At 59.8% G+C, this 22139-nt stretch carries 18 protein-coding genes; 8 read left to right on the forward strand and 10 right to left on the reverse strand.

Features of this window, described 5'->3' with window-relative positions:
• Window positions 1-443: 443 nt before the first annotated feature.
• Window positions 444-923, forward strand: coding sequence for a glutathione peroxidase (locus tag AB0O97_RS14355; protein ID WP_363842665.1), 480 nt, complete (start codon window positions 444-446; stop codon window positions 921-923).
• Between the two features lie 171 nt (window positions 924-1094).
• On the opposite strand, the gene AB0O97_RS14360 is transcribed toward AB0O97_RS14355, so the two are convergent.
• Window positions 1095-1982: a hypothetical protein gene (locus tag AB0O97_RS14360; RefSeq protein ID WP_363842668.1), complete on the reverse strand. Its 888-nt coding sequence runs from the start codon at window positions 1980-1982 to the stop codon at window positions 1095-1097.
• A gap of 119 nt (window positions 1983-2101) precedes the next feature.
• Here AB0O97_RS14360 and AB0O97_RS14365 point away from each other — a divergent pair, with 119 nt between their 5' ends.
• Both AB0O97_RS14365 and AB0O97_RS14370 read left to right on the forward strand, forming a co-directional pair.
• Window positions 2102-2401, forward strand: coding sequence for a type II toxin-antitoxin system VapB family antitoxin (locus AB0O97_RS14365; protein ID WP_363883586.1), 300 nt, complete (start codon window positions 2102-2104; stop codon window positions 2399-2401).
• Complete coding sequence (locus AB0O97_RS14370) at window positions 2394-3245, forward strand: LytR C-terminal domain-containing protein (protein WP_363883587.1); 852 nt, start codon at window positions 2394-2396, stop codon at window positions 3243-3245. The genes AB0O97_RS14365 and AB0O97_RS14370 overlap by 8 nt, the downstream gene beginning before the upstream one ends.
• Before the next feature lie 46 nt (window positions 3246-3291).
• On the opposite strand, the gene AB0O97_RS14375 is transcribed toward AB0O97_RS14370, so the two are convergent.
• The 3 genes from AB0O97_RS14375 to AB0O97_RS14385 all read right to left on the reverse strand — a co-directional run bounded on the left by AB0O97_RS14375 (window position 3292) and on the right by AB0O97_RS14385 (window position 5448).
• A complete protein-coding gene (locus tag AB0O97_RS14375) occupies window positions 3292-3918 on the reverse strand; it encodes a TetR/AcrR family transcriptional regulator (protein WP_363883589.1) in 627 nt (208 codons plus the stop codon).
• A gap of 67 nt (window positions 3919-3985) precedes the next feature.
• Window positions 3986-5248, reverse strand: coding sequence for a HipA domain-containing protein (locus AB0O97_RS14380; RefSeq protein ID WP_363883591.1), 1263 nt, complete (start codon window positions 5246-5248; stop codon window positions 3986-3988).
• The gene (locus AB0O97_RS14385; RefSeq protein ID WP_363842683.1) at window positions 5245-5448 is read right to left on the reverse strand and encodes a helix-turn-helix domain-containing protein; all 204 of its coding nucleotides are present in this window, start codon (window positions 5446-5448) and stop codon (window positions 5245-5247) included. Before AB0O97_RS14385 ends, AB0O97_RS14380 begins: the two co-directional genes overlap by 4 nt.
• Window positions 5449-5646: 198 nt before the next feature.
• On the opposite strand from AB0O97_RS14385, the gene AB0O97_RS14390 reads away from it, so the two are divergent.
• A complete protein-coding gene (locus AB0O97_RS14390) occupies window positions 5647-6945 on the forward strand; it encodes an MFS transporter (protein WP_363883593.1) in 1299 nt (432 codons plus the stop codon).
• Between the two features lie 6 nt (window positions 6946-6951).
• Window positions 6952-7944 (forward strand): D-glycerate dehydrogenase, encoded by a 993-nt coding sequence (locus AB0O97_RS14395; RefSeq protein WP_363883594.1) that lies wholly within the window; start codon window positions 6952-6954, stop codon window positions 7942-7944.
• Between the two features lie 242 nt (window positions 7945-8186).
• On the opposite strand, the gene AB0O97_RS14400 is transcribed toward AB0O97_RS14395, so the two are convergent.
• The 6 genes from AB0O97_RS14400 to AB0O97_RS14425 form a co-directional block, all read right to left on the reverse strand.
• Window positions 8187-9626 (reverse strand): DUF5129 domain-containing protein, encoded by a 1440-nt coding sequence (locus AB0O97_RS14400; RefSeq protein WP_363883595.1) that lies wholly within the window; start codon window positions 9624-9626, stop codon window positions 8187-8189.
• A gap of 54 nt (window positions 9627-9680) precedes the next feature.
• The gene (locus tag AB0O97_RS14405; protein ID WP_363883597.1) at window positions 9681-10859 is read right to left on the reverse strand and encodes a Wadjet anti-phage system protein JetD domain-containing protein; all 1179 of its coding nucleotides are present in this window, start codon (window positions 10857-10859) and stop codon (window positions 9681-9683) included.
• Window positions 10849-14229 (reverse strand): SbcC/MukB-like Walker B domain-containing protein, encoded by a 3381-nt coding sequence (locus AB0O97_RS14410; RefSeq protein ID WP_363883599.1) that lies wholly within the window; start codon window positions 14227-14229, stop codon window positions 10849-10851. Before AB0O97_RS14410 ends, AB0O97_RS14405 begins: the two co-directional genes overlap by 11 nt.
• Window positions 14226-14897, reverse strand: coding sequence for a DUF4194 domain-containing protein (locus AB0O97_RS14415; protein WP_363883601.1), 672 nt, complete (start codon window positions 14895-14897; stop codon window positions 14226-14228). Before AB0O97_RS14415 ends, AB0O97_RS14410 begins: the two co-directional genes overlap by 4 nt.
• On the reverse strand, window positions 14894-16336 hold the full coding sequence (locus AB0O97_RS14420) for a DUF3375 domain-containing protein (RefSeq protein ID WP_363883603.1): 1443 nt from the start codon (window positions 16334-16336) through the stop codon (window positions 14894-14896). Before AB0O97_RS14420 ends, AB0O97_RS14415 begins: the two co-directional genes overlap by 4 nt.
• A 117-nt stretch (window positions 16337-16453) precedes the next feature.
• On the reverse strand, window positions 16454-18682 hold the full coding sequence (locus AB0O97_RS14425; RefSeq protein ID WP_363883605.1) for a putative transposase: 2229 nt from the start codon (window positions 18680-18682) through the stop codon (window positions 16454-16456).
• A 634-nt stretch (window positions 18683-19316) separates the two neighbouring features.
• On the opposite strand from AB0O97_RS14425, the gene otnK reads away from it, so the two are divergent.
• Genes otnK through AB0O97_RS14440 form a run of 3 tightly spaced genes read left to right on the forward strand, consistent with a single transcriptional unit; the run spans window position 19317 to window position 22138 of the window.
• Entirely contained in the window at window positions 19317-20564 is a 1248-nt protein-coding gene (gene otnK / locus AB0O97_RS14430; protein WP_363883607.1) for a 3-oxo-tetronate kinase, read from the forward strand.
• Window positions 20565-20579: 15 nt separating this feature from the next.
• Window positions 20580-21359, forward strand: coding sequence for a 2-oxo-tetronate isomerase (gene otnI, locus AB0O97_RS14435; protein WP_363883609.1), 780 nt, complete (start codon window positions 20580-20582; stop codon window positions 21357-21359).
• On the forward strand, window positions 21356-22138 hold the full coding sequence (locus tag AB0O97_RS14440; protein ID WP_363883611.1) for a DeoR/GlpR family DNA-binding transcription regulator: 783 nt from the start codon (window positions 21356-21358) through the stop codon (window positions 22136-22138). Before otnI ends, AB0O97_RS14440 begins: the two co-directional genes overlap by 4 nt.
• Window position 22139: the final 1 nt, after the last annotated feature.

Below are 22139 nucleotides of genomic sequence, written 5' to 3' on the forward strand. Positions count from 1 at the left end.
GAGTACATACACCACAACGGGGGTGGTTCTTGGGAACTGTCACCATACATGCTTTCAAAGCATGTACAAGGCCCTGCATCCCATATGATTACTGGACAAAAGCCACTTTTCATACACACCTTTTGGCCGCTAACCCCCAAAAGGTGTACAGCCCGGGCATGTCAGTGGCTTCCACGATCGCCATCTTCGAGTCGCCATATCTGGCCCCGAAAATGCGATTAAAGGGGCCATATCTGGGGACTCGAGTGAGGGGGTTAGCGGCCAAAATTCGACATCCCGTGCCACTAGCACCCGGTTCCAAACTGCAGCCGATGCGGTAAAAATCGCGGATTCATCGCCATATCTGCGATGTCGAATCGGCGGTGGGGGTGTAGATCGCATTTGCTGCTGTCTCAAAGTCGAGGTGCGGGACCCAGCCACTGTCCCGGCGCTAGACTCAGGCTGTGACTACGCAAACCTTGAACACTCTGCCCCTTACTCTCAACGACGGCACAGCTACAACGCTGCCTGCTTTGGCTACCAAAGCCGTGCTGCTGGTCAATGTGGCCTCAGAATGTGGCTTCACTAAGCAGTACGACGCCCTTGAGGCCCTCCATGAAAAGTATCGCGACCAGGGTTTGAGCGTTGTTGGCGTCCCCTGCAACCAGTTCGGCGGTCAGGAGCCCGGCACGGAAGAGGAAATTGTTGAGTTCTGCCGCAAGAACTTCGGGGTGACCTTCCCGCTTGCCGCCAAGACCGATGTGAACGGCGCCGATGCCAACCCCATTTTCGCTCTGCTCACCGACAACGGTGCCGCGCCGATCAAATGGAACTTTGAGAAGTTCCTGATCACGAACGACGGCGGCCTGCAAGCCCGTTTTGAATCTGCCGTCACGCCGGACTCACCCGAGCTGGTAGCCGCTGTGGAAGCTGCTCTCGCTTAAAGGGTCAACGAGCGCTAACTGCACATTCACCCGGCTGCGTGGTCCGGCCCGGCCCGGCCAGACCCAGTCCGGCCAGACCCGGCCGAGCCAGGCCCGGTCCGGCCCGGCCCGGCCAGACCCAGTCCGGCCAGACCCGGCCGAGCCAGGCCCGGTCCGGCCCAAGCGGTGAAGCTACTTGGCCAGGCCATCCAGCCAGAACTGCAGAAACGCTGCCCCGGCGAAGTCGTTGATAATGTCATCGCCCAGTTCCAGATCTGCAGCGGTCTTGACCGGGTAGGGCTTCTCCGGCACGCCTTCGGCCGGGCGAACATCAATGTGCTTCACGGCGTGGTCCTGGTGGTGCAACCAGTCAGCCATGGCGTAATCCGTACGGGAATCTCCCACCGTCCGCCACGCCTCCGGGACAATTCCCTGAGCAGCCAGTAGCTCCACGGCCCGGCTAGCGCCCAAATCCTTGCCCAACCGCACCGATTCAATATCCGTGGAAATGATGGACGGATCCACGCGGTAGTCAACGCTGCCAGTTGACCCGGGTGCTCGATGATCAAGGCGCACCGCACCCAAACCGTGCGCTGCCAGCAGAGTCAACGCATCGGCGTCGAACTTCTTCTGCTCAGCCAAATACACGCTGCTCTCTACCTCAATGTGCTGCTCCACCGAGACCATCGCCCGCTTAGTCTCGTCGAAGAACATGTGCTCGGCGTAGGAATCCGCCACGAGGTTGCGGATGTCGTCACCAAAACCGGTCGGCATGGCCAAAGACTTATCGACGTGGATGGGGCCGGGGCCATCGGGGGTGAAACTGAACCAGACGGCGCCCTTCTCGCAAATGGCGTGGACTACGGAACCAGCAGGCAGCCCGGCCTCCAGCATGGGATGCATGAGCTGTTCGGAGATGAAAGCGTCGGAACGGCCGGTGTTGAACACCACCGGAATGCCTCGACGAAGCAATTCGATCAAGCTCTCGATGATGTCCTCGGACACGCGGCGAGTGACGGGGCTGGCCAGTGGGCCGTCAACATCAAGGAGCAGGGCAAGGGGAGGGTGCGCGATTGTCATGCCACCATGTTCCCAGCAGTGGTGCCTAAGAGCCACTTTCGGTAACCATTTTGCAACACACCGTGGCGCTGGAGGGTGACACAGTTCCTTTCACCCACACTTGTCCCTAGTCTGGGGAGGTGATATTCAAAGCTGTTGGCGACAAACGCCCTTACCCGGACCATGGCTACATCACGCCCAAGGACTGGGCTGGTGTGGCGCCACACCAAGTTCGCTTGGCCGAACTGGTCACGACAAAGGCGCAGCTAGACCTAGAAGCCCTGCTGGCTGAGGACTCCACGTTCTTTGGCGACTTGTTCCCGCACGTTGTTCAATGGCGCGGCACACTGTACCTCGAGGACGGCCTACACCGGGCGGTGCGGACTGCTCTGCACCAGCGCACCATTTTGCATGCCCGGGTACTGGTCATCGATGACTAGGCTGCCCGCGGGGGAATCTTCGGATGGTCCCGCGAATAATCCCGCCGCAACGAGCCCTGCAGGGGACGATGACGTCCTGCTGACGGCTCGGCAGCGACGACGGGCCGAGCGGGTTGCGCGCCGTCAAGCCAAGGATGAGGCCTACGAGCTGCGTATGCAGCGCAAAAAGGTCAAAGACGGCACCACTTGGCGTGGGCACCACATTGTGGATTCCAGAGGCCTAGCGGAGGCCTTCCCGGAGCCAGAAACTCCCGAACTGCCAACGAGTACCGTGCGCCGGCGCATCACGCACGCCGTGGTGCTGGTGCTGCTGCTGTCCTTGGTGGTGGCCGGATTGGTCTTGGTGGGCATGATTCAGCGGGGCGAGCTGGATCTGAAAATAGGCTCCGGACGTCCCAGCCCCACGCCTTTTGCCTGCCCCACCGAAACGCTGGATTATCCAGCAAATACTGCAGTCGCGGTCAACGTCTACAACGGTGGCAGCGTCGAAGGTATGGCGGGAAAGGTGGGGGAGGAGCTGAAAAAGCGCGGGTACCAGGTTCAGAAAATTGATAACCATGACTTGGCGCTATTGGCGCCAACGGTGGTCATTTCCGGTCCGAGCGGCCACGCCGCAGCCTTTAACTTGCAGCGTAACTTCCCCAACAGCGAATACGTCGAAGATGATCGCGAAGACGCCACCGTGGATGTGGTGCTGACCAGCCAATTTGGCAGCCTCGTAGCAGCCCCAGAGGTGAATCAAAGTGCCGGAGTATTGTCCTGTCCACGGCTGAGCCCGGCGCCAAGCGATCCCCCGAGCGGTGCTCCAAGCGGCCCGCCGATTGAGCCTTCCGGGAAACCCTAGTCGTCGACAAACTTCACGTCAGGGAGACTCTGACGCGGTGGAAACCCTAGGCCCGTTGGATGGGGCGGCCGTCGGCGTCAAAGGTGGCGCCCACCCCGGCCTGAATGAACCTGACGGCCCCGGTGATGTGGTCCTCATCCGGGGTATCAGCATTGCGGCGGGAGGCGCTGGTGGTCAAGGAGCCGTGGATCAATTGCACGAGCCCTTCAACGTCGGATTCGGGCAGATAGCGCTGGGCCATTCCGGCGCGCAGAATATCCATCAGTATGGTGTTGAGTTCGCCCACATGTACGCCCAACTTGGCGAACGACTCATTCGAAAGCACCGAACGCATGGCGGGACCGGGTGGCAGGTGGCGCCGAGTGAGATCCTCCATCTGCGCCCGCACGTACACCGCCAGGCGGTCTACCGGATTCTCCAGACCGTCAAGGCTGGCCCGGAGGTCAACGACAAACTTGCCGGTCTCATCCAACGCATACGCCACCAGAAGTTGTTCCAGATCGGCAAAATAATTGTAGACGGCGGTTCTTCCCACACCGGCGGTCCTGGCAACATCGGTCATTGTCAGGCCCGGCAGTCCATGGGTAAACAGAAGTTCGCCGAACGCGTTGAGGATTTTGCGCTGCGTTTGCTCGCGCTGCGCCGCGTTCGTGGGGGCGGCTATTCGTGGCATAGTGACATTTTAGCGTCATTTCGTCAGTAAAAGTATTTAGGCTCGTTGGAAGGAACCCTACGGGCCGTTATCGTTTGATGGCAGCGCGCCGAATACCCAAGACACGGACGACGGCGGCACTTACGTGCCGCTCAAACGGCAGTTCCGCCGTGGTCAACAAGGAGGCGTCCAAAGCTTTGTCGATGCACTTGCCCACGAGTCTTTCGGGGATGTGCAGGGACCGGCCAAATCGTAGCCAATCGTTGCGGTTCAGTCCCGTGCGGCTGCCGGCGCTGCCGCCCACGGGCAGGGCCATGCCCGGGTCGCGTGAGGGGTCACCGTCTATGAGGTCGGTCAGGATGCCGCCGGGAACGCCTGCTGCGAAGCCCTGTTCAATTTCGCTGGCCAGCGTGCACTGCAGATCGTAGGCCGGGGCCACGCGCCATTCGCCACTGGGTTGTTGCACCACGGAGATGTTCTTGGCGTGGAGGTTGCCATTGCCGGTGAGCCAGGCAAAGAGGAACTGCAAGAAAATATTTCGGGCGGCCAGGGCTTGGGATGAGCACATGCTGATGGCGGCGGCGGCGACAGCCTCGCTGGGCACCGCGTACTTACGGCTCGGTCCCAGACCCAGCAGCTGGGCGCCGTCTTCCACCGCTAACGGCCCACCGGGGGACCGGTCAAAACGGGAGACGAGCAGCGCGGCTTGGCCAACGCCGTCGTACACCAAGCGGGCATCGGCGATAGGGATGGACAGCCCACGGGCCTTGGTGAGGAGAAGATGTTCGGTCTCGACCTGACGGTGGTGGCTGCCGTCGTTGAATTTGAGGATGTAGGCGCGGGTGGGGTCCTTGTCGTGGCGGTAGGAGGCGGTGACCTTGTCCTGCAACCCGGGCAGAACCGAGAGATCAACCGGGCCAGGAACTGCGGCAAAGTCGGAAAAGTTGATGTCGTCCATGGTCTTGGTGACCGTCAGCAGGGACGGGATGGTCTCCGGCTGCTGCCCGGCGGCAACAATCTGAACATCGCCCAGAGGGTTCTCCCCGGCTGCCACGAGCAGGGAAAACTCGTCATCCATGGTGGTTTTGACGGCCCACCGCAGCTTGGCTAAGCGCTCACCCTCCGGCAGCAGCCCTGCGAAAAAGGCTGGCACGCTGCCGTGGCTCAACGTCACGGGGACATCCAGGGCGGGCAGGGTGGAAGCGATGCCGGGGCCACCTGACGCCAGATATTCCGGCAGGTAGGCGAAAACCACGCCCAGACCAGCTTGCCGGGTCAGCGTCGCCGCGGCTATCCCGCGCTTGTAGATGACAGCCCGGGTGACGGCTTTGGCGTAGTCGAGGTTCTTCACCGGGTCACCGCTAGCGTCAGGCTCATGCCGAGGGCAGCCGCCACGGCGGTCAGGATGTCCAGGCGGACGGTTTCGCGCCCATTTTCCAGATCGCTCAGCACTCGGGTGGAGATGTCGGCGAGATCGGCGGTCTCATTCTGTGTCAGATTCAAGGACCGGCGCCGGGCCCGTAAGGCCGCGCCCAGTTCGACAACGTTCATGGTGGTTCCGACTTTCCCGCAACTGGCCCTAAGTTCCCTCAGGCCCTTGAGTGGCCTGTGGCTCCATACTAAGCCCACGCGGCCTTTTTTGTGCATGATCTTGCAGAAAAACTAGAGGGAAGGTGCTGTCTCTGCGAACGACGGCGTCCGGGTGCGGGCGCGGTCCGGGAGCTGCACACCATTGACTAGTGTTGAGCGGTGAGCAATTTTCTTCTAAAACGTCCGTGGGCAGGTCGCATCGGCGCACTTTTGGGCATCATGGTCATGGCGTTGAGCCTGCGCACCGCTGTTTCTGTGGTGCCGCCATTGCTCGGAGAGCTCAGCGGAGAGCTGGGCTTCGACGCCGGATCAACAGGTCTGCTGGCCATGTTGCCGCCGCTGATGTTTGCGTTCTTCGGGCTGCTGACCCCTGTATTGATCCGCCGGTTCGGGCTCGAAAAGGCATTGGTAGCCGCCGTCGTGCTTGCTGTTTTGGGGCAAGTGGCGCGCTCCGCCACTGACCAGGTCTGGCCCTTTCTGGGGTTCACGGCCGTGGTCATGGCCGGCTATGGCATTGGCAACGTGGTGCTGCCGCCGCTGGTGAAGAAGTACTTCCCGGACCGTGTGGGTGTGGTCACGGCCGGGTATGTGACACTGCTGTCCGTGGGCACCGCGATCAGTCCGCAGCTGGCTGTCCCGGTGGCGGGCCTGAGCAATTGGCGGGTGTCCATTGGCATGTGGGCTACGGTGAGCCTGCTGGTGCTGCTGCCCTGGATCATCCAGTTTGTACGGGATCGCAAGGAACGCAGTGTTGACCCCGGCGGTTCCGGCGAGCAGGCAGCCCACCTCACAGCTGATGCGGTTGCGGGTTCCGCAGCCACACCGAAGTTGCGGCCGTGGCGTTCTCCGGTGGCTTGGGGCCTGGCGATCTTCTTGGCCGGAAACTCGGCCCAAACCTATGTTTACTTCACGTGGCTGCCGCCCTACCTTACCGGGCAGGGGCTCGATGCGGCCACGGCAGGTACGGCGCTGGCCTACTTCGCCATCCTCGGCCTGCCGGTGAGCTTGCTGGTCCCGCTCTGGGTGCCGCGCATGAAGAATCCGATCGTGGCCATCAGCCTCTTCGCGCTGTTCTGGGCCGCCGGACATCTGGGCCTGTACCTTTCACCCGTGGAAGGGACCTGGCTGTGGGTGACATTCTCCGGACTGGGTCAGGGCACCTTCGCTACGGCACTACTCATGGTGAATCTGCGCTCGCGGACAACCCACGGTTCCTCGGTTTTGTCCGGCTTCAGCCAGGGTCTGGGCTATGCGGGGGCTGGGATCGCGCCGCTGTTCTTCGGCACCATCCACGAGGCCACTGGATCCTGGGCCGCATCGTTCGCCACGCTGGGTGTCTGTATGACGGTCATGATGACCGGTGCCGTCATGATCAACGCAAAGCGATACATTGAAGATTCTGCCGCGGAACCGATTGACTCGGCCCCTGCGGAACTGGCAGTCAACCTCAAGGAGTAAACAGGCATGGCCCTTCGATTCTTAGTTACTGAAAGCATCCCAGAGTCTGGTCTGCAAATAATGCGCGACGCCGGTGAGCTCACCGTATTGCCGACCGCCCCGAACACGGCTGAACTGCGTGCCCTGTGTGCCAGCGGCGACTATGACGTGCTGGTGTCCCAATTGGCTGACACCATCGACACGGAACTGCTGGCCGATGCCAAGCTACGGGGAATCTCCAACTACGCCGTAGGCTTTAACAACATTGACGTAGCCGCTGCCACCGCCAAGGGCATTCTGGTAGCTAACACCCCGGGCGTCCTCACCGACGCCACGGCCGATATTGCACTGCTGCTCCTGCTGGGTACGGCCCGCCGAGTCGTGGAAGCAGATGCACTGGTCCGTGCCGGCGAATTTATTGGGTGGAAACCCGAGCTGATGATTGGTAGCGACGTTGCAGGGCAGGTGCTGGGGCTGGCCGGATTCGGTAGGATCGCCCGCGCTACGGCCCGCCGGGCGCTGGGCTTTGGCATGGACGTGGTGTTCTCGCCGCGCCCGCCAGCGGAGCGTATTGTCTCCGATGAAGAGCTGGGAGAGTTCGCTGGAAAGGTCCGTCAGCTGCCGTGGCAGGATGTGGTGGCCCAGTCTGACTACTTGTCCCTGCACGTGCCGCTGACCGAGGACACCCGGCATTTGGTGGATGCTTCTGTGCTGGCGGCCATGAAGCCGGGCGCGATCTTGATCAACACTGCCCGCGGCCCGGTGGTGGATGAAGCGGCGCTGGTGACAGCCCTGCGCGAAGGCGTCATTGCTGGCGCGGGCCTGGATGTTTACGAGAATGAACCGGCATTGGCACCTGGACTCGCCGAACTTCCCAACACGGTGCTGCTGCCTCATATTGGCAGTGCCACGGGCCCTGTCCGGGCCAAAATGGCGGTGCTGGCGGCGGAGAATGCCATCGCCATGGCTAAGGGCGAGCTGCCGCCGCATCCGGTCAACCCCGAGGCGCTGCCCTCCTGACCCTCTTGACCCTCCCCGGCGGCTCTCCCTCGCGACGCTCCCTGGCGACGCTATCGCAGCAATGGTGGCTTTTCATCTGACGCTAGTGCAGCAATGGCGGGTTTTCGGCGAACGCTCTCTCAGTGTGAAGCCAACTGTGTGAAGGTAACACCGGCGCGCCTTGGGGGAGGTGGGGGCGCTGGACGGGAACCGGCGTCGTGCAGGAAGAATCCGTGCTTGGGGAGCTGGGCAGAACCTGGCCCCTAGAAGCGGGATGAGCTGCCGGAGCCGGAGAAGCTGCCACCGCTGGAACCGTAGCCGGAGCTGCTACCGGAACTGGAGTTGCTGCGGGCCGTTTTCACCTGGCTCCGGCCCGTGCTGTAGCCGGTGCTGAAGGAAGGCACCGAGTAGTAGGAGCTCCAGCCGTAGACCGAGCCAAGGATGGTGGGGGAGCTGCTGCGATATGCGCTCTTGCGGCTGATATCCATGGCTAGACGCATCTGAGATTTTTCGGATTTGGTCTTAGCGAATTTTTCAATCATGGCCTCCGAATGCTGTTGCAGCACTGCCGTCAGTTCTTTGCGAAGATCCCGCAACTTATCAAGAGCCTCTTCCGGTGAGAGTTTACCTTCTTGAAAAGAGGCTCCTAGATGCTGAAGTTCGCTCGTCTTTTGCGCGTGGAGGGAGTCGATCGCAAGGGTGGTGGGCAGGCCTTTGGCTTCGCGTTGGCTGACCAATGTTGGCAGCTGGTTGAGGTCATCAAGTAGTGGCTGTGACTGCCGCTCCCAGGCACCTTCCCATCCGGAAAAGCGGTTGAGAAGGGTGTTGGTGTCGCCAATGACATCGTCCAGGGTGTCCAGTTCCTCAGCGAGATCCGCGTACTTTCCCACGATTTTCACGTTGGCGCCTTGTGACAATTCCTTTTTGGTGAAGGCATGGACCTGTTGGTTGAGCACACTGGCCTCGTTATAACGGGAGCTGAAATCACGGTACTTTTCCAGTACGAGGGCACCGTATGTGGAGGTATCCGGGATGGTTTTGGCGTTCAGTTCCGTGGTCTCCAGGGCCAAACTCACACTGGAAAAACTGGCGTCACCGCGTTTGAGATGCTCGGCCGCCTTGGTGCGGTTTTTGCTGCGGACGGCAGCTCGGGCACCAAATCCCAAGAGGGCGACGCCGCCCACGACGCTGGTGGTGATGATGAAACCGGCTGATTGATACCACGGTTGGTTGATCAGCTTCGCGGCCTTCTTAACGCCGGTGATGGTGCCATCGGTCCACTGGGCTTCGCGGAATAGGTCCTTCACAGATTCTTGGATGGCTTCACGTTTTGCCAGTGACACCTTCCGGTCCTCGCCCATGTACGTGCCTACTTGGCGTCCTTGGGGGTCGAAAGCAAAGATGAACAGCCCATCGGCCCACTTTTGCCCATCGGTGCTGATCCATTCTGGGTGGTTGGCCCGGGCGTAGCGCAGGACTTCCTCGTTGAAGTTGTCGCTATAGTCACCGTTTCGGGTGTAAATCACTACGGTGGTGGGGGAATGGAAATCAATCTTCTCCAAGGCCGGCAGCAATTGCGGCTGGTACAGCACACCCGCGGTGTCCTCCACCACGATCTCCGTGGGGGTATCCGCCAGTGCAGCCGGAGCCACACCGAGCAGGGTTAAAAGTGTCAGTGCCAGAATCCCCAATAGCCTTTTCATGGTTCCAGCCCACCATTGTGGCGGGGCAAATGGCAAGTTGTGAACTCGTTAGGGCTAGGCGTGGGGCGGTCCCTTGAGCCGTTTCAACACGTACTCCCAGTTCAGTAGTTCCTGCTCAAGACGCAGCAATGGCTGGTACGTTCCATTCTGCAGATTTGCGTAAACGGCGTGCTCATCAGCGGTCAAATGGTTCAGTGCCCCATGGTTGGGGGTGGCTTCACGGCCCCAAAAATCGCTGTGAGCAAGCAGGGTTTCCTCATCCATGAGGATGCTGCGCACGCGGGGGTGATGGGAACGCAGCTGGCTGAGAATACTAAAGCCATGAGTGTCAATATCGCCCCAATACAACACCTCAACATCAGTCAGCCAGGCAGCGTCCCGGATGCCTTCGAAGCCGTACCCGCCACCAAAAACGGCCAGGGTGCGCGGCATTTGAGGTAGCGCCAGGAAATTGACCAGGTTCTCGGTAGTGATAATTCGGTCCACATCTGGGCGCATCGCCATGAACGCTGCGGCGCTCACCTCGATATCTGCCACACCTGGTGACAGCTCTAGGACAGGGTCAAGGAAACGCAGCCTGACCCGTTCTGGAGCTGCCAGAAAACCATGTCTGCGCGAATAATTCTTGCCCAATAGCGCCCGCTCAGGTGCCAATACCGACACCATCGAATCGATGAGCTTACGGTGGTTTTCCACGAACTTGGTGTGAACCCCTGGCAGGGACAGTTGCCGCAGGTAAATCCCGGGGACCGGATTGGCCACCATCCAGAGGGCCACGCGGGCGGCAATCAACGCGTCTTCGCCCTGCCTGAGAACGTCCAGCGGATGGCGCAAGGCCCACGCTTCCAACTTTGGGTCGAGGGTTACGAGGGTGCGGGCCAATTCCAGGAATCTGGCAGCTTCGCGTCCGAGTCCCAGGAAGGAAATTTCTTCCGCAGCCGAAGCGAACACGGCTGCGGCGGGTAACGTGTTGGCGCCAATGGTGGTTGCCCCGACCGTGACGTACTCCAAGGTTGCGCCGCGGGGTGCCGGATCCCAGGAGGCAGCCCACGCCGCGGCCAGCGCATAGTCGGTGCGCAGCGCGGTGGCACTGGGATGCTTCAAAGTTCGACGCCGGGGATGCAGTCCCGTGGGCGCGTGAAACTCCCGCAGGAGCTCACCGCTGTTCCACGCGCGCAATGCTGCGGCCCGCACATCGCCAGGTGAAGTCCACCCAGAGGTTTTAGCGGCCACGCTTGTCCCGTTCAGCCCGGTATTCGTGAATCGTCATGTTGCGCAGCTGAGAATCCGCCCCGGTTTCGTTGGCGACAAACCCCACATTGGCCACGAACGGCTCAATGACGTGGATCTTTTGCAAGGGGGTGACAATGAGCAGCTGCAATTTGAGGCGTTTAAACAGCTCCAGCCCGTACTTGGCGGACTCGTCCGATCCGCGCCCGAACGCTTCGTCAATGACCACAAATCGGAAGCTGCGCTGATTGCCTGGGCCAGCCGCGATCCCGAACTGGAACGCCAGGGCGGCCGCGAGGATCGTGTAGGCCAGCTTTTCCTTTTGCCCGCCGGACTTGCCGCCGGAATCGGTGAAATGTTCGTGTTCTTCACCGGTCTCCGTCCACTTTTCGGAAGCAGAGAAAGTGAACCAGTTGCGCACGTCGGTGACCTTCGCCGTCCAGCGCTCATCCAGATTGGTGAGTCCCTCGCGGCCACGGAAACGATCCACCAGCGCCTCAACCTGCAGGAACTTTTGCTCAGAATATTGTTCCTGGGCGCCGATGGACCCTTCGGAACAGGCTCGGAGATCGGTGCCGAACTCGCGCACTTCCGGATCCCCGGTGGGCTGTGGCTCCAGCTGAATGTGCCGGCCGGTGTTGTATTCAATTCGAGCCAAGGACTCATTGATTTCGGTGATACGGGAGACGATGTCCTGTTTGCGGGCATCCAAGAACGCGTTGAAGGCCACGATCTCGTGAATGGTGTTCTGCGTCAGCGATTCCTTGAACCGTTCAGCAAAGCGAGGCAGATCGTTCTCCACCAGTTGCGTGAGGATCTTGTTGAACTCGCCAGCGGCTTCAAGCGACGCGTCTAGCTCTGTGGTCTCGGCAGGGTACTTGTTGCGGAAATCCGTCATGAACCGGATGGTGATGCCTTCCGCGGTACTCATCCGCCGGCTCAGGCCGTCGATGCTCCTAGTGAGGGAATCCCGAACCTTGCTTTCAATCTTGGCGGTGTTCTTGTACGTCAAGGTTCCGGACTCGAGTGCCGCAGTGGTGAGTTTGCCCAGCTCAGCCAACAGCCCGGCGTCGGCCGTCAACGGTGTTTCAGCAAGCGATTCACGGCAGTCGGTAATCTGCTCAGCCAAGGTACGAATATCCGCCTTATTGGAGCCAATTCGCTCCATCAGGGTGCGCAGTTTCTCGGTGGCTTTTTCCACACGAGTGGCGGTTTCGCCCTCTCTGCGAGTGAGTTCACGCAGGATATCGCTGGAGGATTCCAGCGCGGACTTCTCCTCCTCCAAGGCGGAGATGGCCCGCACCGTGGCTTCCCAGTTCAAGTCCGTGAAATTTGCGACGGCAGAGATGGTCCCGATGAGCCGTTGCTGACGTCCCAGATTACCAAGCTGTTGATCGACGCGGCCCAGCCCATCCCCTGCAGTGCGGACCTGACCTTCGGCCTGCTCCAACGCTGTACGCAACCGGGCAATTTTATCGTGGTTGTCCCAGCCCAGGACGTAGCTGGAACGGTCGGTGAGCGCCTTGCGGTCGTCCTTCTCGTGGCGTCCGCCACCGCTTTTGAGCTGACCGTTGAGGGTCAGCGCCTTGGGATAGCGGCGGAACTCGGCCATGGTTTCACAGCATTGGTGGTCAAATCTTCGGCCCAGCTCATCTAGCAAGAATTCGCGAAGCGGCGTGCCCGGTTTGATGCTGATTTTTCCGGCCAATGTGTCAGCAGCGACAGGGCGCGGGGTGGCATTCTCGCTGACCTTGAGATAGACCAGCCGGGCACGGAGGTTGTTTGAATCCACCCAGTCGCTGACGGCGGAATAGTGCTGACCGGTAACCAGCAGGGATAGTGCGAAACCATGCAGAGTTCGCTCGGCGGCGCCTTCCCAAGCAGCTTCGGATTCACGGACCTTCATGAGTTCGCCAGCGAAGGGCAGTTCAGATTCGGTGATGCCGGTGCCATCGCAAAGTTTTTTGCGCAGCGCAATCAGCCAACCGGGCAGCAGGTTTTGCCTGTTCAGTAGGCTTTTGAGTTCTTCGGTGTGGTCCTTCACCTGTTCGGCTGCATCAGAACGTTGGCGGTCAAGTGCTGTGCGTTGTCCTTGCAGCTCGGCATTGGCCTCAAAAAGATGTTTCTCCACCCCCGGCAAGGCTGCTGCATTGGCGTCAAAGACCACTTGGTCCTCAGGTTCAAAGAGGCCAAGAACTGTTGCTGCGTCGGAGTAGGTGGCGTACCGCTCGCGCTGGGCCCCTGATTCGATGCTCATGCGCGCCAGTTCAGCATCAATGGCCGCGATCCGCCCGCCGCCGCTGGTGCGAATGTCATCGCGCAGATCCGCCAGTTCCCGGTTGAAGCTGCCCAATTCGGCGTTGAGCGCGTTTTGCTGCTCAGTGACCTTGGCTGCGGCACGCTCCAATTCCAGCAGGTGTGCCTCACTGAGTTGCAGCTTGCGGGAGGTGAACCACGGGGAGAGCTGGTCACGCTGCTGCTGTGACTTGAGGTGGTCCGCCGTCAGCTCTTGGTGGCGGGCAGCGTTGTCCCGAACAGGTTCAAGCATGCGGATCTGATCCTTGGCCCGCAACACGGCATCGTGGGCTTTCTTCAGGTCATCAAAATGGTGGAGGAGGTTCTTGATGCGTGTTTCGACATCGTCCTCTTCAAGCATGTTGGTGCGCACAAAGTGGGTGATGTTCTCCACCTGCTTCATGGAGACGGTGCGGTGGAACAGATCCATGGCTTGAGCGGAACTAATACCGAAGTGGCGCTTGAAGGCGGCCCCGTACTTTTCAAACACATCAAAAACGTCGACGCCGTCATTGCGCAGCCGCCGCTTGAGCTTGGCAAGGTCGGTGCCAAAATCGGAGAAGTCACCCTTGATGGATTGCTCACCCTCGGCGATGGAGTAGAAACGGGTGGGTTGCCCGGCCTCCTGTGTGGCCCACAAGGTGATGGCCAAGGTGATGCTTTTGTTCAACGTGGCGTTGTGGAAGACGCCCAGCACCACAGTGAAGGTACCCGGACCTCTCAGTGCAACCGGACGTGAGGCGTCCCCGATACCGCTACGTGCGCTTTTGTGGAAGCCGCGCACATAGGACATGAGGCTGCGTTCCTTCTTTTGCGCACCGGCAGCCTTGTTGTACTCAATCCGGTTGGCTGGCAACAAAAGGGTGGTGATGGCGTCCACCACCGTGGATTTTCCGGAGCCGATATCGCCGGTGAGCAGGCTGTTTTCCCCGTCCAGTCGGAAGGTCCGCACGTCCTTATTAAAGGTGCCCCAGTTGAGCAGCTCCAAACGGTGCAGCCGAAAGCCTGGCCGAGTGCCGGCGTCGTCCGTGGTGAGGTCATCGAGGCTGAAGAGTCCTTGCTGAGTTTGCGTGCTCATGCTGTGGCCGCCTTCGACTGTGCTTTTGCCTTGCTGGCTGGTGAGGTCTCGCCGTCGAGGGCGGCGCGGTAGTCGGCGAGCCGTGCGTCGAACTCCTCGAGCCACTGCGCGTCCACATAGGCCTTGAGGATACGGGCCACCTCATACGTTTGATCCTGGCCGCGGAGCTTACGCAGGAAACCAAGTTCGGTGACCTTTTTGATGTTCGTGGCCAGTTGGTCCAGAACACGGGCCTCGTTGCTGGATTCGGGCAGAAATACGGAGACCATGTCAGCAATTTGTGCGGTGGTCATAATGAGCCTGGTCTCGCTGTTTTGTTGGTCAAATTCGGCCAGCCGGGCGCGCAACAGGGCTAGGAGGAGGCTCACATGGAAGGTCAGCTGGCGGCGGGGGATTAGGCGTGGCAGGTCAGCATCGGCGTCCGGATGTGAACGCAAGAAGGCGTACCCTTCGGTGTCATCGAGGACCAGTTCCAGGCCCAGCACAGCAACATAGTCGCGCGTTTGGGCGGACAATGCCATGAGACGCTGCCACAGCTTTTCATCCCCCTCGCGGTAGACGACCCCTTTGAACAGCTTGGTGACAACCAGAGGAAGACCATCGGGGGTTCGCTGCCCTGATTCCGGGTTTTCTTCAGCTTCGAGGTTGGTTTCAAGGGCGGCGGTCATGATGGCCTCACAAAAATGATTTTTTCAACGGTGGCTTCCCTCAGACTGCCGTCGGGGAGCGTCCAGGAAAGTGTTTGAGATGAGTCTGGGTCGATGGTTGCAGATTTTGATTCGGTAGCGAGCTGGAAATAGGTGACGAGTTCGGCCAAACCTTGGCTGAGCGGGAAAGCGTCAGCAACGTCCGCCAAGGTGGCTTGCTCGGCGTCGGCCAAGACCGCATCAATGTGGGCTTCGAGCTTTTGTGGGTCCACATGGAACTGGTCAAAGAGCGCGTGCGCGTCCACATCGAGGTCCTCGGCGACTTCGACGGCGTCGTCAATGGGGGTTTGGCGGCTGGGTTCGTACAGCGGGCGTTCGAACGGCAGCGCGACCGGCACATCATGGCCGGCCAATTCGGCGAAGGCCCCGGGCGGCGGAGTGGCACGGACCGCGACGGCGCCAGATTCAATGTTGCGGATCAACGCCATGATGCGCTTATTCTCCAGGAATACTTTGTCATCGAGCAGACGCCTTATCTGGGCTGAGAGTTGGCGGACCGTGGACTGGGTCTGTTCGACCGCGGGCAGCCAGTCCTTTTGCATCGAGGTGATCGAGTGCAGACCCTCTTGAGTTGCCAGTGCTTCGATCTGGGTGGCCCGGTCCAGGAGTTCGTGCAATTCAGAGCGAAGCTGTGGGGACATCAGGTAGTCCCAAAATCCTTGAAAAGTACGTCCTTGGAGGGAGCCGCTGATGTCCTGTTGGGAGGAGAAGATCGACTCCAGAAGATCGCCCTGGCCGCCTTCCCACATGGAGATCTGTTCGCGCAGATTGCGGTCCAGCTTGCGGAAATTCGCCTCCACTTCGCGGAAGTCAGAGAGCAGGTCCTTGGCCTGGGTGGTGAGCTGATGGAAGTGGTCTACGGCTTCGGGGCCGGTCATGACGGGGATGGTTCCGGAGCGAATAAGTTCCATTTGGGCATCGATCTCATCGCGTTGGCGCTGCAGTTCAGCGAGGCGCGCTTCGGGATCGGTCTCTGACCCGTGGACCAGGGTTTTGAGTAGATTGAAGATGCTGGACAGCCGTGATTGGGTGGGGACGAAGTCGCGGCCACGCAACGATTCCACCCAGCGGATCACGTCTTCGGTGGAGGCTGTGAGGTCATAGACGGGTTCGTCACGGTTGTCGGTGTAGAACTTTCTGAGCCAGGCTTTGGCAGGTTCGGCCCAGTCGTCTAGGTATTCGCCTGCCGAGCGAGGGAATCTGTCCTCACCGAGGGAATCCCGCAAACTGAACAACACATCCTCAAGGACCTCGATCAGATCTTGGCGGCCCAGATTGCGCTGATTCGGGTCCGTGAATGCCGTCATGAAGAACACCAACGCGAGGGGTGCGTTTTGGGCACGGAGCAGGGACCAGCCGGCGTGATTCTCACGCAGGGAATTGATTGAAAAGTAGTCCATGAGGGGCTCCCAAACGCTGCAATTGCTTCATTAGCAATCCTAGACGGAGGGGCCGACAAACGGTCATTGTCGGTAACCTCAGGGCTCCGGTCATGGTGAGGTAATTGCTGTGGGGTGTTAGGTGTTGTTCTTGATTTTGTAGTGCAGGATGAGCTCGGTGCCGGGGTATCGAGTTTCAGTGCTGTTTAGGTGCTCGCAGAGTTGGGCGGCGGCCACGGTTTTGGCCTTGGTGGGTAGCGGGTCCAAGGTGATGGTCAGGTGTCCGGGCTGGGCGGTGTCGATGTCTCCGGTCTGGTTGAAGATCTGGCGCAAGAGGGCATGGGCTTCCTGGTTGGCGCGTTTGTATCCGGTGTTGGTGCGGATCTCCCTCGCGATCGTCATCGCGGTGTTGTAGGCGGCCATCCGGATGCCGGTATGGATCAGCTTCACCTCGGTATCCAAGACCTGCTGGCACGGGTTCAGGTCCCCGAGGCGGAGCTTCGCCGGGATCTTCTTGTGGGCCTTCTCCGCTGCGATCAGCGCGTTCTCTGCTTCCCAGAGCGGTGCCATGGCTTGGTTGTGCATGGCGCTGGTGACCGTGATGGTTAGTTCATTGCTGCCTTCTGCCGGAGTTTTCAATGCCATCAAGTTGATGTCGGCGATCGCGGCGGCCTCAGCATGGGCGTTCCGGGCGGCCACGACTTTTTGGGACGCCTTGGCCTTGGCAGGGTTCGGCACCATCCGATCCTGATCGTCATCGGTGCTGGCGTAGGAATCGTGGGAGTCGAGCTCGAAGTGCATGCGGGCGTAGCGGAACTGATTCTCCTGACGCCACCTATTGCCCATCCGATACACGACCTCCCCTGCGGGAAGGTCACGATCGGTGGTGAGGATGTGGATTTGCCTCGTGCCACCACCGGTGGTGCCCACGATCCGGCTGATCTGCCGGATACTGAAAACTTCACCGGTCTTCTTCGTCGTTGCCAGAGGCAGGTCAACGACCGTGTCAGCGACCGACCAGGTCTTCTCTTCACCGTGTTCGTCGGTGTGGGAGACCTCTTTGAAGAGATCTTCCGTGATGTCTTTGGTAGCGCCTTTGCGCCAGGTCAGCACATCAAAACCAGCCGCATCCATGTGCTTGAACAACGCTGGTGACCAGCCACCGCGGTCGAAGCCGACCAACACGCGCCGTTCGTCCCCGACAGCTGTGCGCAGTTCGGGCAGCAGGTCGCGGAGCTCGGCGGCTAGGGACGCACCCGGTGAGGCCATGACAACGAAGACTGGGGATCCATTGGCGTCGGTGACCCAGGTTTCCTCGGTCGCCGGGACCGGGAACTTCAACCTCGTGGAGTAGAGTTTCCCGATCTTCTTCGTACCTTGGTAGGCGCGCACATGCCCGTCAACATAAAGGATCGCAGCCAGATCCTCACCACCAGGACCGGTGCCGGCCAAGTGGTGTTTAGCCAGGGCGGCAATCAGTTCCCCGGCCTTGCTGGCCTCGGCGAGTTGGCTAATCCTGCGGCGGATGGTTTTTACTTCCGGGGCCCGATCCAACCCCAACACCCGTCCGAGCTCCACCGGGTCAAAGCGGGTGGCGCCCTCGGCACGGGCTTCCCCAGCCAACGCCCGCAGTACGCTATCGATCAGGATCGTTTCGAGCCCGTAGAAACCATTCGGCAACGCCGAATACACGGCTTTGGCGCAGGCAAGGAGGCCGGTGGATTCCAGTGCCGGGAACGCCAGGAACAGTCCGGCATGGCGAACACGGGCGGCCGGGGTGAACGCCGGTGCCGCGCATTCAAGGAGCCCGGCCCGTGCCGCTGCCCGCTCCCCATTGCGGGCCACCGGGGCCGGCAGCACAGGCTGTTCCGCTGCTTCAAGGGGTGCTACAGAATCGTGGGTAGATTCAGTTGTCGGGGTTTCTGCCATGGCGGCCATGGCGCGACGGACCGTATCGGTGGAAACCCCGGTCGCTTCGGCAGTGGCCCGCAGGCTCGCACCACCGGTACGAACAGCACGAATCTGCGCTGCCTTGGCTTCCGTGAGCAGGGATGGGCGTTTGGGGCCCTTCTTTACCGGTGCCAGGCCCATCAGGCCAGTGCTTTCGAGAGACTTGCGCCAGCGCCGCAACGACTCCGTGTTGACGCCGAAAGCCGCGGCTACTTCATTGACCTGGGCGGCACCGGTATCGACCAGTTGGGAGGCCGCCAGTCGGCGCAGACCGTCCTGGCCCGCACCCCACACATAAGCCAACTGCCCATTGATGAAAACCTTGCCACCAGTGGCGTTTTCCAACAGAGCCGCACGCTCGCCCATGAGCACAGCGCCGAGATCCGGCAGTACGGGAAGGTCGGTTTGGGTAGTCATTGAAACCATTGTTTCACCCACCCACGCAGAAAATCATCACACCCTTATTATCTCACAAAAGGCGTGGAATTAACAGCCCCAGCCGTAGTAAGAACCGCGGCAATTCAACAAACTACGAAAGCCGCATCCTCACCATGTCCAGAGGCCTGAACCTCCGCTGGCCTGAATACCGACTGATATAGCGCTCAACTCCCAACGGACTCCCATATTTTTTGGGAGTTGGGAGTTGGGCTAGATTTCGAGTGTTTTGGAAAGTTCCGGGCTGGCCCGCCAACGATGGGCCTTTCCGTCTTTGATTGCGATCACATGGCCTTCGATGACCTTGCTGCAGCCTTCTTCAAGAGTATTTAGGACAAGAATCCCTGGGGGCTCGACGGCCAACCTCGTATGCCTCACGGGCCTCCATCGGGATTGTGAGGGCCAAGACAATAGTGGGAAATATTGTGAATATACTTAATGTTTCCGTTCGTCCATGCGACTCAGACCACACTTGTTGGCGGATTAACTTTATAAAACCCTTATATTTCAGGGTATTCTGTGCCATGATCCGCTTGCTAGCGAATGTGACTATGTGGTAATTTGTGTTAAACGTTGTAACGCGGTGGTTATGTCGCGGTAGATAGAGGGAGTGAGCATGGTTGTTCAGCTTGGTGTAATCGCCGATGACTTCACTGGTGGAACTGACATTGCCAGTTTCCTAGTGGCCAATGGCCTAAAGACGGTCCAGTTGTCCGGCGCTCAGAAGATTGGCTCTCTCGACGAGGACGTCCAGGCCATTGTGGTCAGTCTCAAGAGCCGTTCAAATCCGGTCCAAGAAGCCGTGGATCAATCTCTTCAGGCTTTGGATCTGCTCCAGTCCGCAGGTGCCCGTCAAGTATTCTTCAAATACTGCTCGACGTTCGACAGCACCGCCAAGGGAAACATTGGCCCGGTGACCGATGCACTGCTTGAGGCATTGAACGAGGACTTTACCGTGATTTGCCCGGCACTGCCGGTCAACGGTCGCACCATCTACCAGGGCCTGCTGTTCGTCAACGGTGTCCCTCTCAATGAATCCGGCATGCGCAACCACCCGGTCACGCCCATGACCGATGCAAGCCTCATCCGACTCATGGACGGCCAGGCGCAAGGCTCAACAGGGCTGGTTCCCGTAGGTGTTGTGGAACGCGGCGTTGCAGCCGTGGCTGAATCCCTGTCTGAGCTCAAGGCCGCGGGCAAACGCTACGCAGTACTCGATGCCCTCAACGATCGGCACCTGAATATCTTGGGGGCAGCCGTTAGCAAGCTGCGGCTCGTGACGGGGGGTTCCGGGCTTGGCGGCGCCATCGCCCACTCCTTCCCCCATGACGTCAAGGGCGAACACTCTGGATTCGCACTCAAAACCGGTCCGGCCGTAATCCTTTCCGGTTCCTGCTCGGTCATGACCAACGACCAGGTGGCGGACTACAAGACCAAGGCCCCATTTCTTGCCGTCGACGTTGACCGGCTCATGACATCCCCGGACGGATACGACGAGGAAGTGCTGGCCTGGTTCACCGCACAGCCCGCCGGGGCTACGGCACCATTGATCTTTGCCACCGCCGGTCCCACAGAAGTTCAACGCCTCCAGCAAACATATGGAGCTGCTGAATCAAGCAAGGCGATTGAAGATTTTTTTGGGCGCATCGCTAGAGAACTCGTGGCCACCGGGGTTCAGCGCATGATCGTGGCAGGAGGCGAAACATCGGGATCCGTTACGACCGCACTGGGCATCACAGGGTTCGAAGTCGGGAATCCAATCGCCCCAGGTGTCCCCTGGGTTCGGTCTTTGGACGGACAAATCGATCTGGCCCTGAAGTCCGGAAACTTTGGAACCGTAGATTTCTTTAGCCAGGCACAGTAGGAACGGGAAATAAATATGCCCCAATTTGCAGCAAACCTGTCCATGATGTTTACGGAACTGCCCTTCCTCGAGCGCTTCAAAGCCGCCTCTGAGGCAGGATTCCAAGCAGTTGAGTACCTGTTTCCCTACGACTACGGCAAAACTGAAATCGCCACACGGCTAAACGCCAACGGACTGGCACAGGCCCTTTTCAACGCCCACGCAGGTGATTGGACCAACGGTGAACGCGGTCTTGCCTCACTCGCCGGGCGCGAGCAGGAATTCCGGGATTCGATCGTCCAAGCGTTGGACTACGCCCAAATTTTGGGTTGCCCCAAAGTCCACATCATGGCAGGTATCACCGAGAACACCTCTGATACGCAGGATCTTTACGTGGATAACCTGCAGCATGCCGCGGACCAGGCAGCGGCACTCGGTATCGAGGTGCTGATTGAACCAATCAATGCACGCGACATGCCCGGCTACTTTTTGGGCAGTGTCACCCAGGCTATTGACCTGTTAAAACGAATTGACCGCCCGAACGCGCGATTGCAGTTTGACTATTACCACGCCCAAATCACATCGGGCGATGTCACGATGCTCATGCGCGAAACCATCGACTACATCGGACATGTCCAGATTGCTTCGGTGCCAGAACGGCATGAGCCCGATGCCGGTGAGCTGAACTATTTGTATGTGCTGGAAGCACTGGATGCCGCCGGTTATGACGGTTGGGTTGGTTGCGAATATCACCCGGCAGCTGGAACCGTTGCGGGGCTTGGCTGGCTCGCATCCTACCAAGGCGGGACCAAGTGATACCCCTCGAACGGCAGCGCGCCATTCTGCAGATGCTGGAAGAGAACGACAGCGTCAGCATCAACAACTTGGTGGATTCCTTGGGCGTCTCCCACATGACGGTGCGCCGCGACATCCATCGACTCGAGGAAATGGGTCGCGTCGTCTCGGTCCTTGGTGGCGTCAGCAGGCCGGAGCGCCTTGCTTTGGATCAATCCCACACCGTCAAGGAGGGTTTGCAGCAAGCGGAAAAGACGGCCATAGCCGGGGCCGCCATGGAACGGGTCCGGCCAGGCAATGTGGTGTTCTTGGATGCTGGGACGACCACATTGGCCATCGCACATCGTCTGGCGTCGATACCAAACCTAGTGTTCGTCACCAATGACCTATCCATCGCTCTGAGCCTGTCGGAACGTTCGGTCAATGAGCTGTACTTTGCTGGCGGCGCAGTCGACCGTGCCAACTTTTCCTCAGACGGCTCGATGACTGCCCGGATGATCGCCCAGTTCAGTGTTGATGTGGCGTTTACTTCCACGTCCTCTTTTGACTTGCGCGGCACCTCCGTCCCCACCGACGCCAAACTGGCAGTGAAGTTGGCCATCAAGAACTCTGCCGCACGAACCATCTTGGTCAGTGATAGCAGCAAATACGGCCGTGTCGCCAACTTGCAGGCAGTGAAGCTCACCGATATTGACGAAATTATTACAGATACCGGCCTTGCCCGCTCGGCGGTGGAGAACATCAAGGAACTGGGAATTTCCCTCACCTTGGTCGATCGCTGCCATGATTCCTCCCACTAGA

Origin of the sequence: Specibacter sp. NPDC078692 (genome assembly GCF_040686835.1) — a bacterium.
GTDB lineage: Bacteria > Actinomycetota > Actinomycetes > Actinomycetales > Micrococcaceae > Specibacter.

What these genes read in the sequence shown, in the direction of transcription:
- AB0O97_RS14410 (WP_363883599.1), bottom strand. Translation starts at nt 14,229, where the DNA reads ATGAGCACGCAAACTCAGCAAGGACTCTTCAGCCTCGATGACCTCACC.
- AB0O97_RS14415 (WP_363883601.1), bottom strand. Translation starts at nt 14,897, where the DNA reads ATGACCGCCGCCCTTGAAACCAACCTCGAAGCTGAAGAAAACCCGGAA.
- otnK (WP_363883607.1), top strand. Translation starts at nt 19,317, where the DNA reads ATGGTTGTTCAGCTTGGTGTAATCGCCGATGACTTCACTGGTGGAACT.
- AB0O97_RS14420 (WP_363883603.1), bottom strand. Translation starts at nt 16,336, where the DNA reads ATGGACTACTTTTCAATCAATTCCCTGCGTGAGAATCACGCCGGCTGG.
- AB0O97_RS14385 (WP_363842683.1), bottom strand. Translation starts at nt 5,448, where the DNA reads ATGAACGTTGTCGAACTGGGCGCGGCCTTACGGGCCCGGCGCCGGTCC.
- AB0O97_RS14400 (WP_363883595.1), bottom strand. Translation starts at nt 9,626, where the DNA reads ATGAAAAGGCTATTGGGGATTCTGGCACTGACACTTTTAACCCTGCTC.
- AB0O97_RS14360 (WP_363842668.1), bottom strand. Translation starts at nt 1,982, where the DNA reads ATGACAATCGCGCACCCTCCCCTTGCCCTGCTCCTTGATGTTGACGGC.
- AB0O97_RS14375 (WP_363883589.1), bottom strand. Translation starts at nt 3,918, where the DNA reads ATGCCACGAATAGCCGCCCCCACGAACGCGGCGCAGCGCGAGCAAACG.
- AB0O97_RS14425 (WP_363883605.1), bottom strand. Translation starts at nt 18,682, where the DNA reads ATGACTACCCAAACCGACCTTCCCGTACTGCCGGATCTCGGCGCTGTG.
- otnI (WP_363883609.1), top strand. Translation starts at nt 20,580, where the DNA reads ATGCCCCAATTTGCAGCAAACCTGTCCATGATGTTTACGGAACTGCCC.
- AB0O97_RS14395 (WP_363883594.1), top strand. Translation starts at nt 6,952, where the DNA reads ATGGCCCTTCGATTCTTAGTTACTGAAAGCATCCCAGAGTCTGGTCTG.
- AB0O97_RS14370 (WP_363883587.1), top strand. Translation starts at nt 2,394, where the DNA reads ATGACTAGGCTGCCCGCGGGGGAATCTTCGGATGGTCCCGCGAATAAT.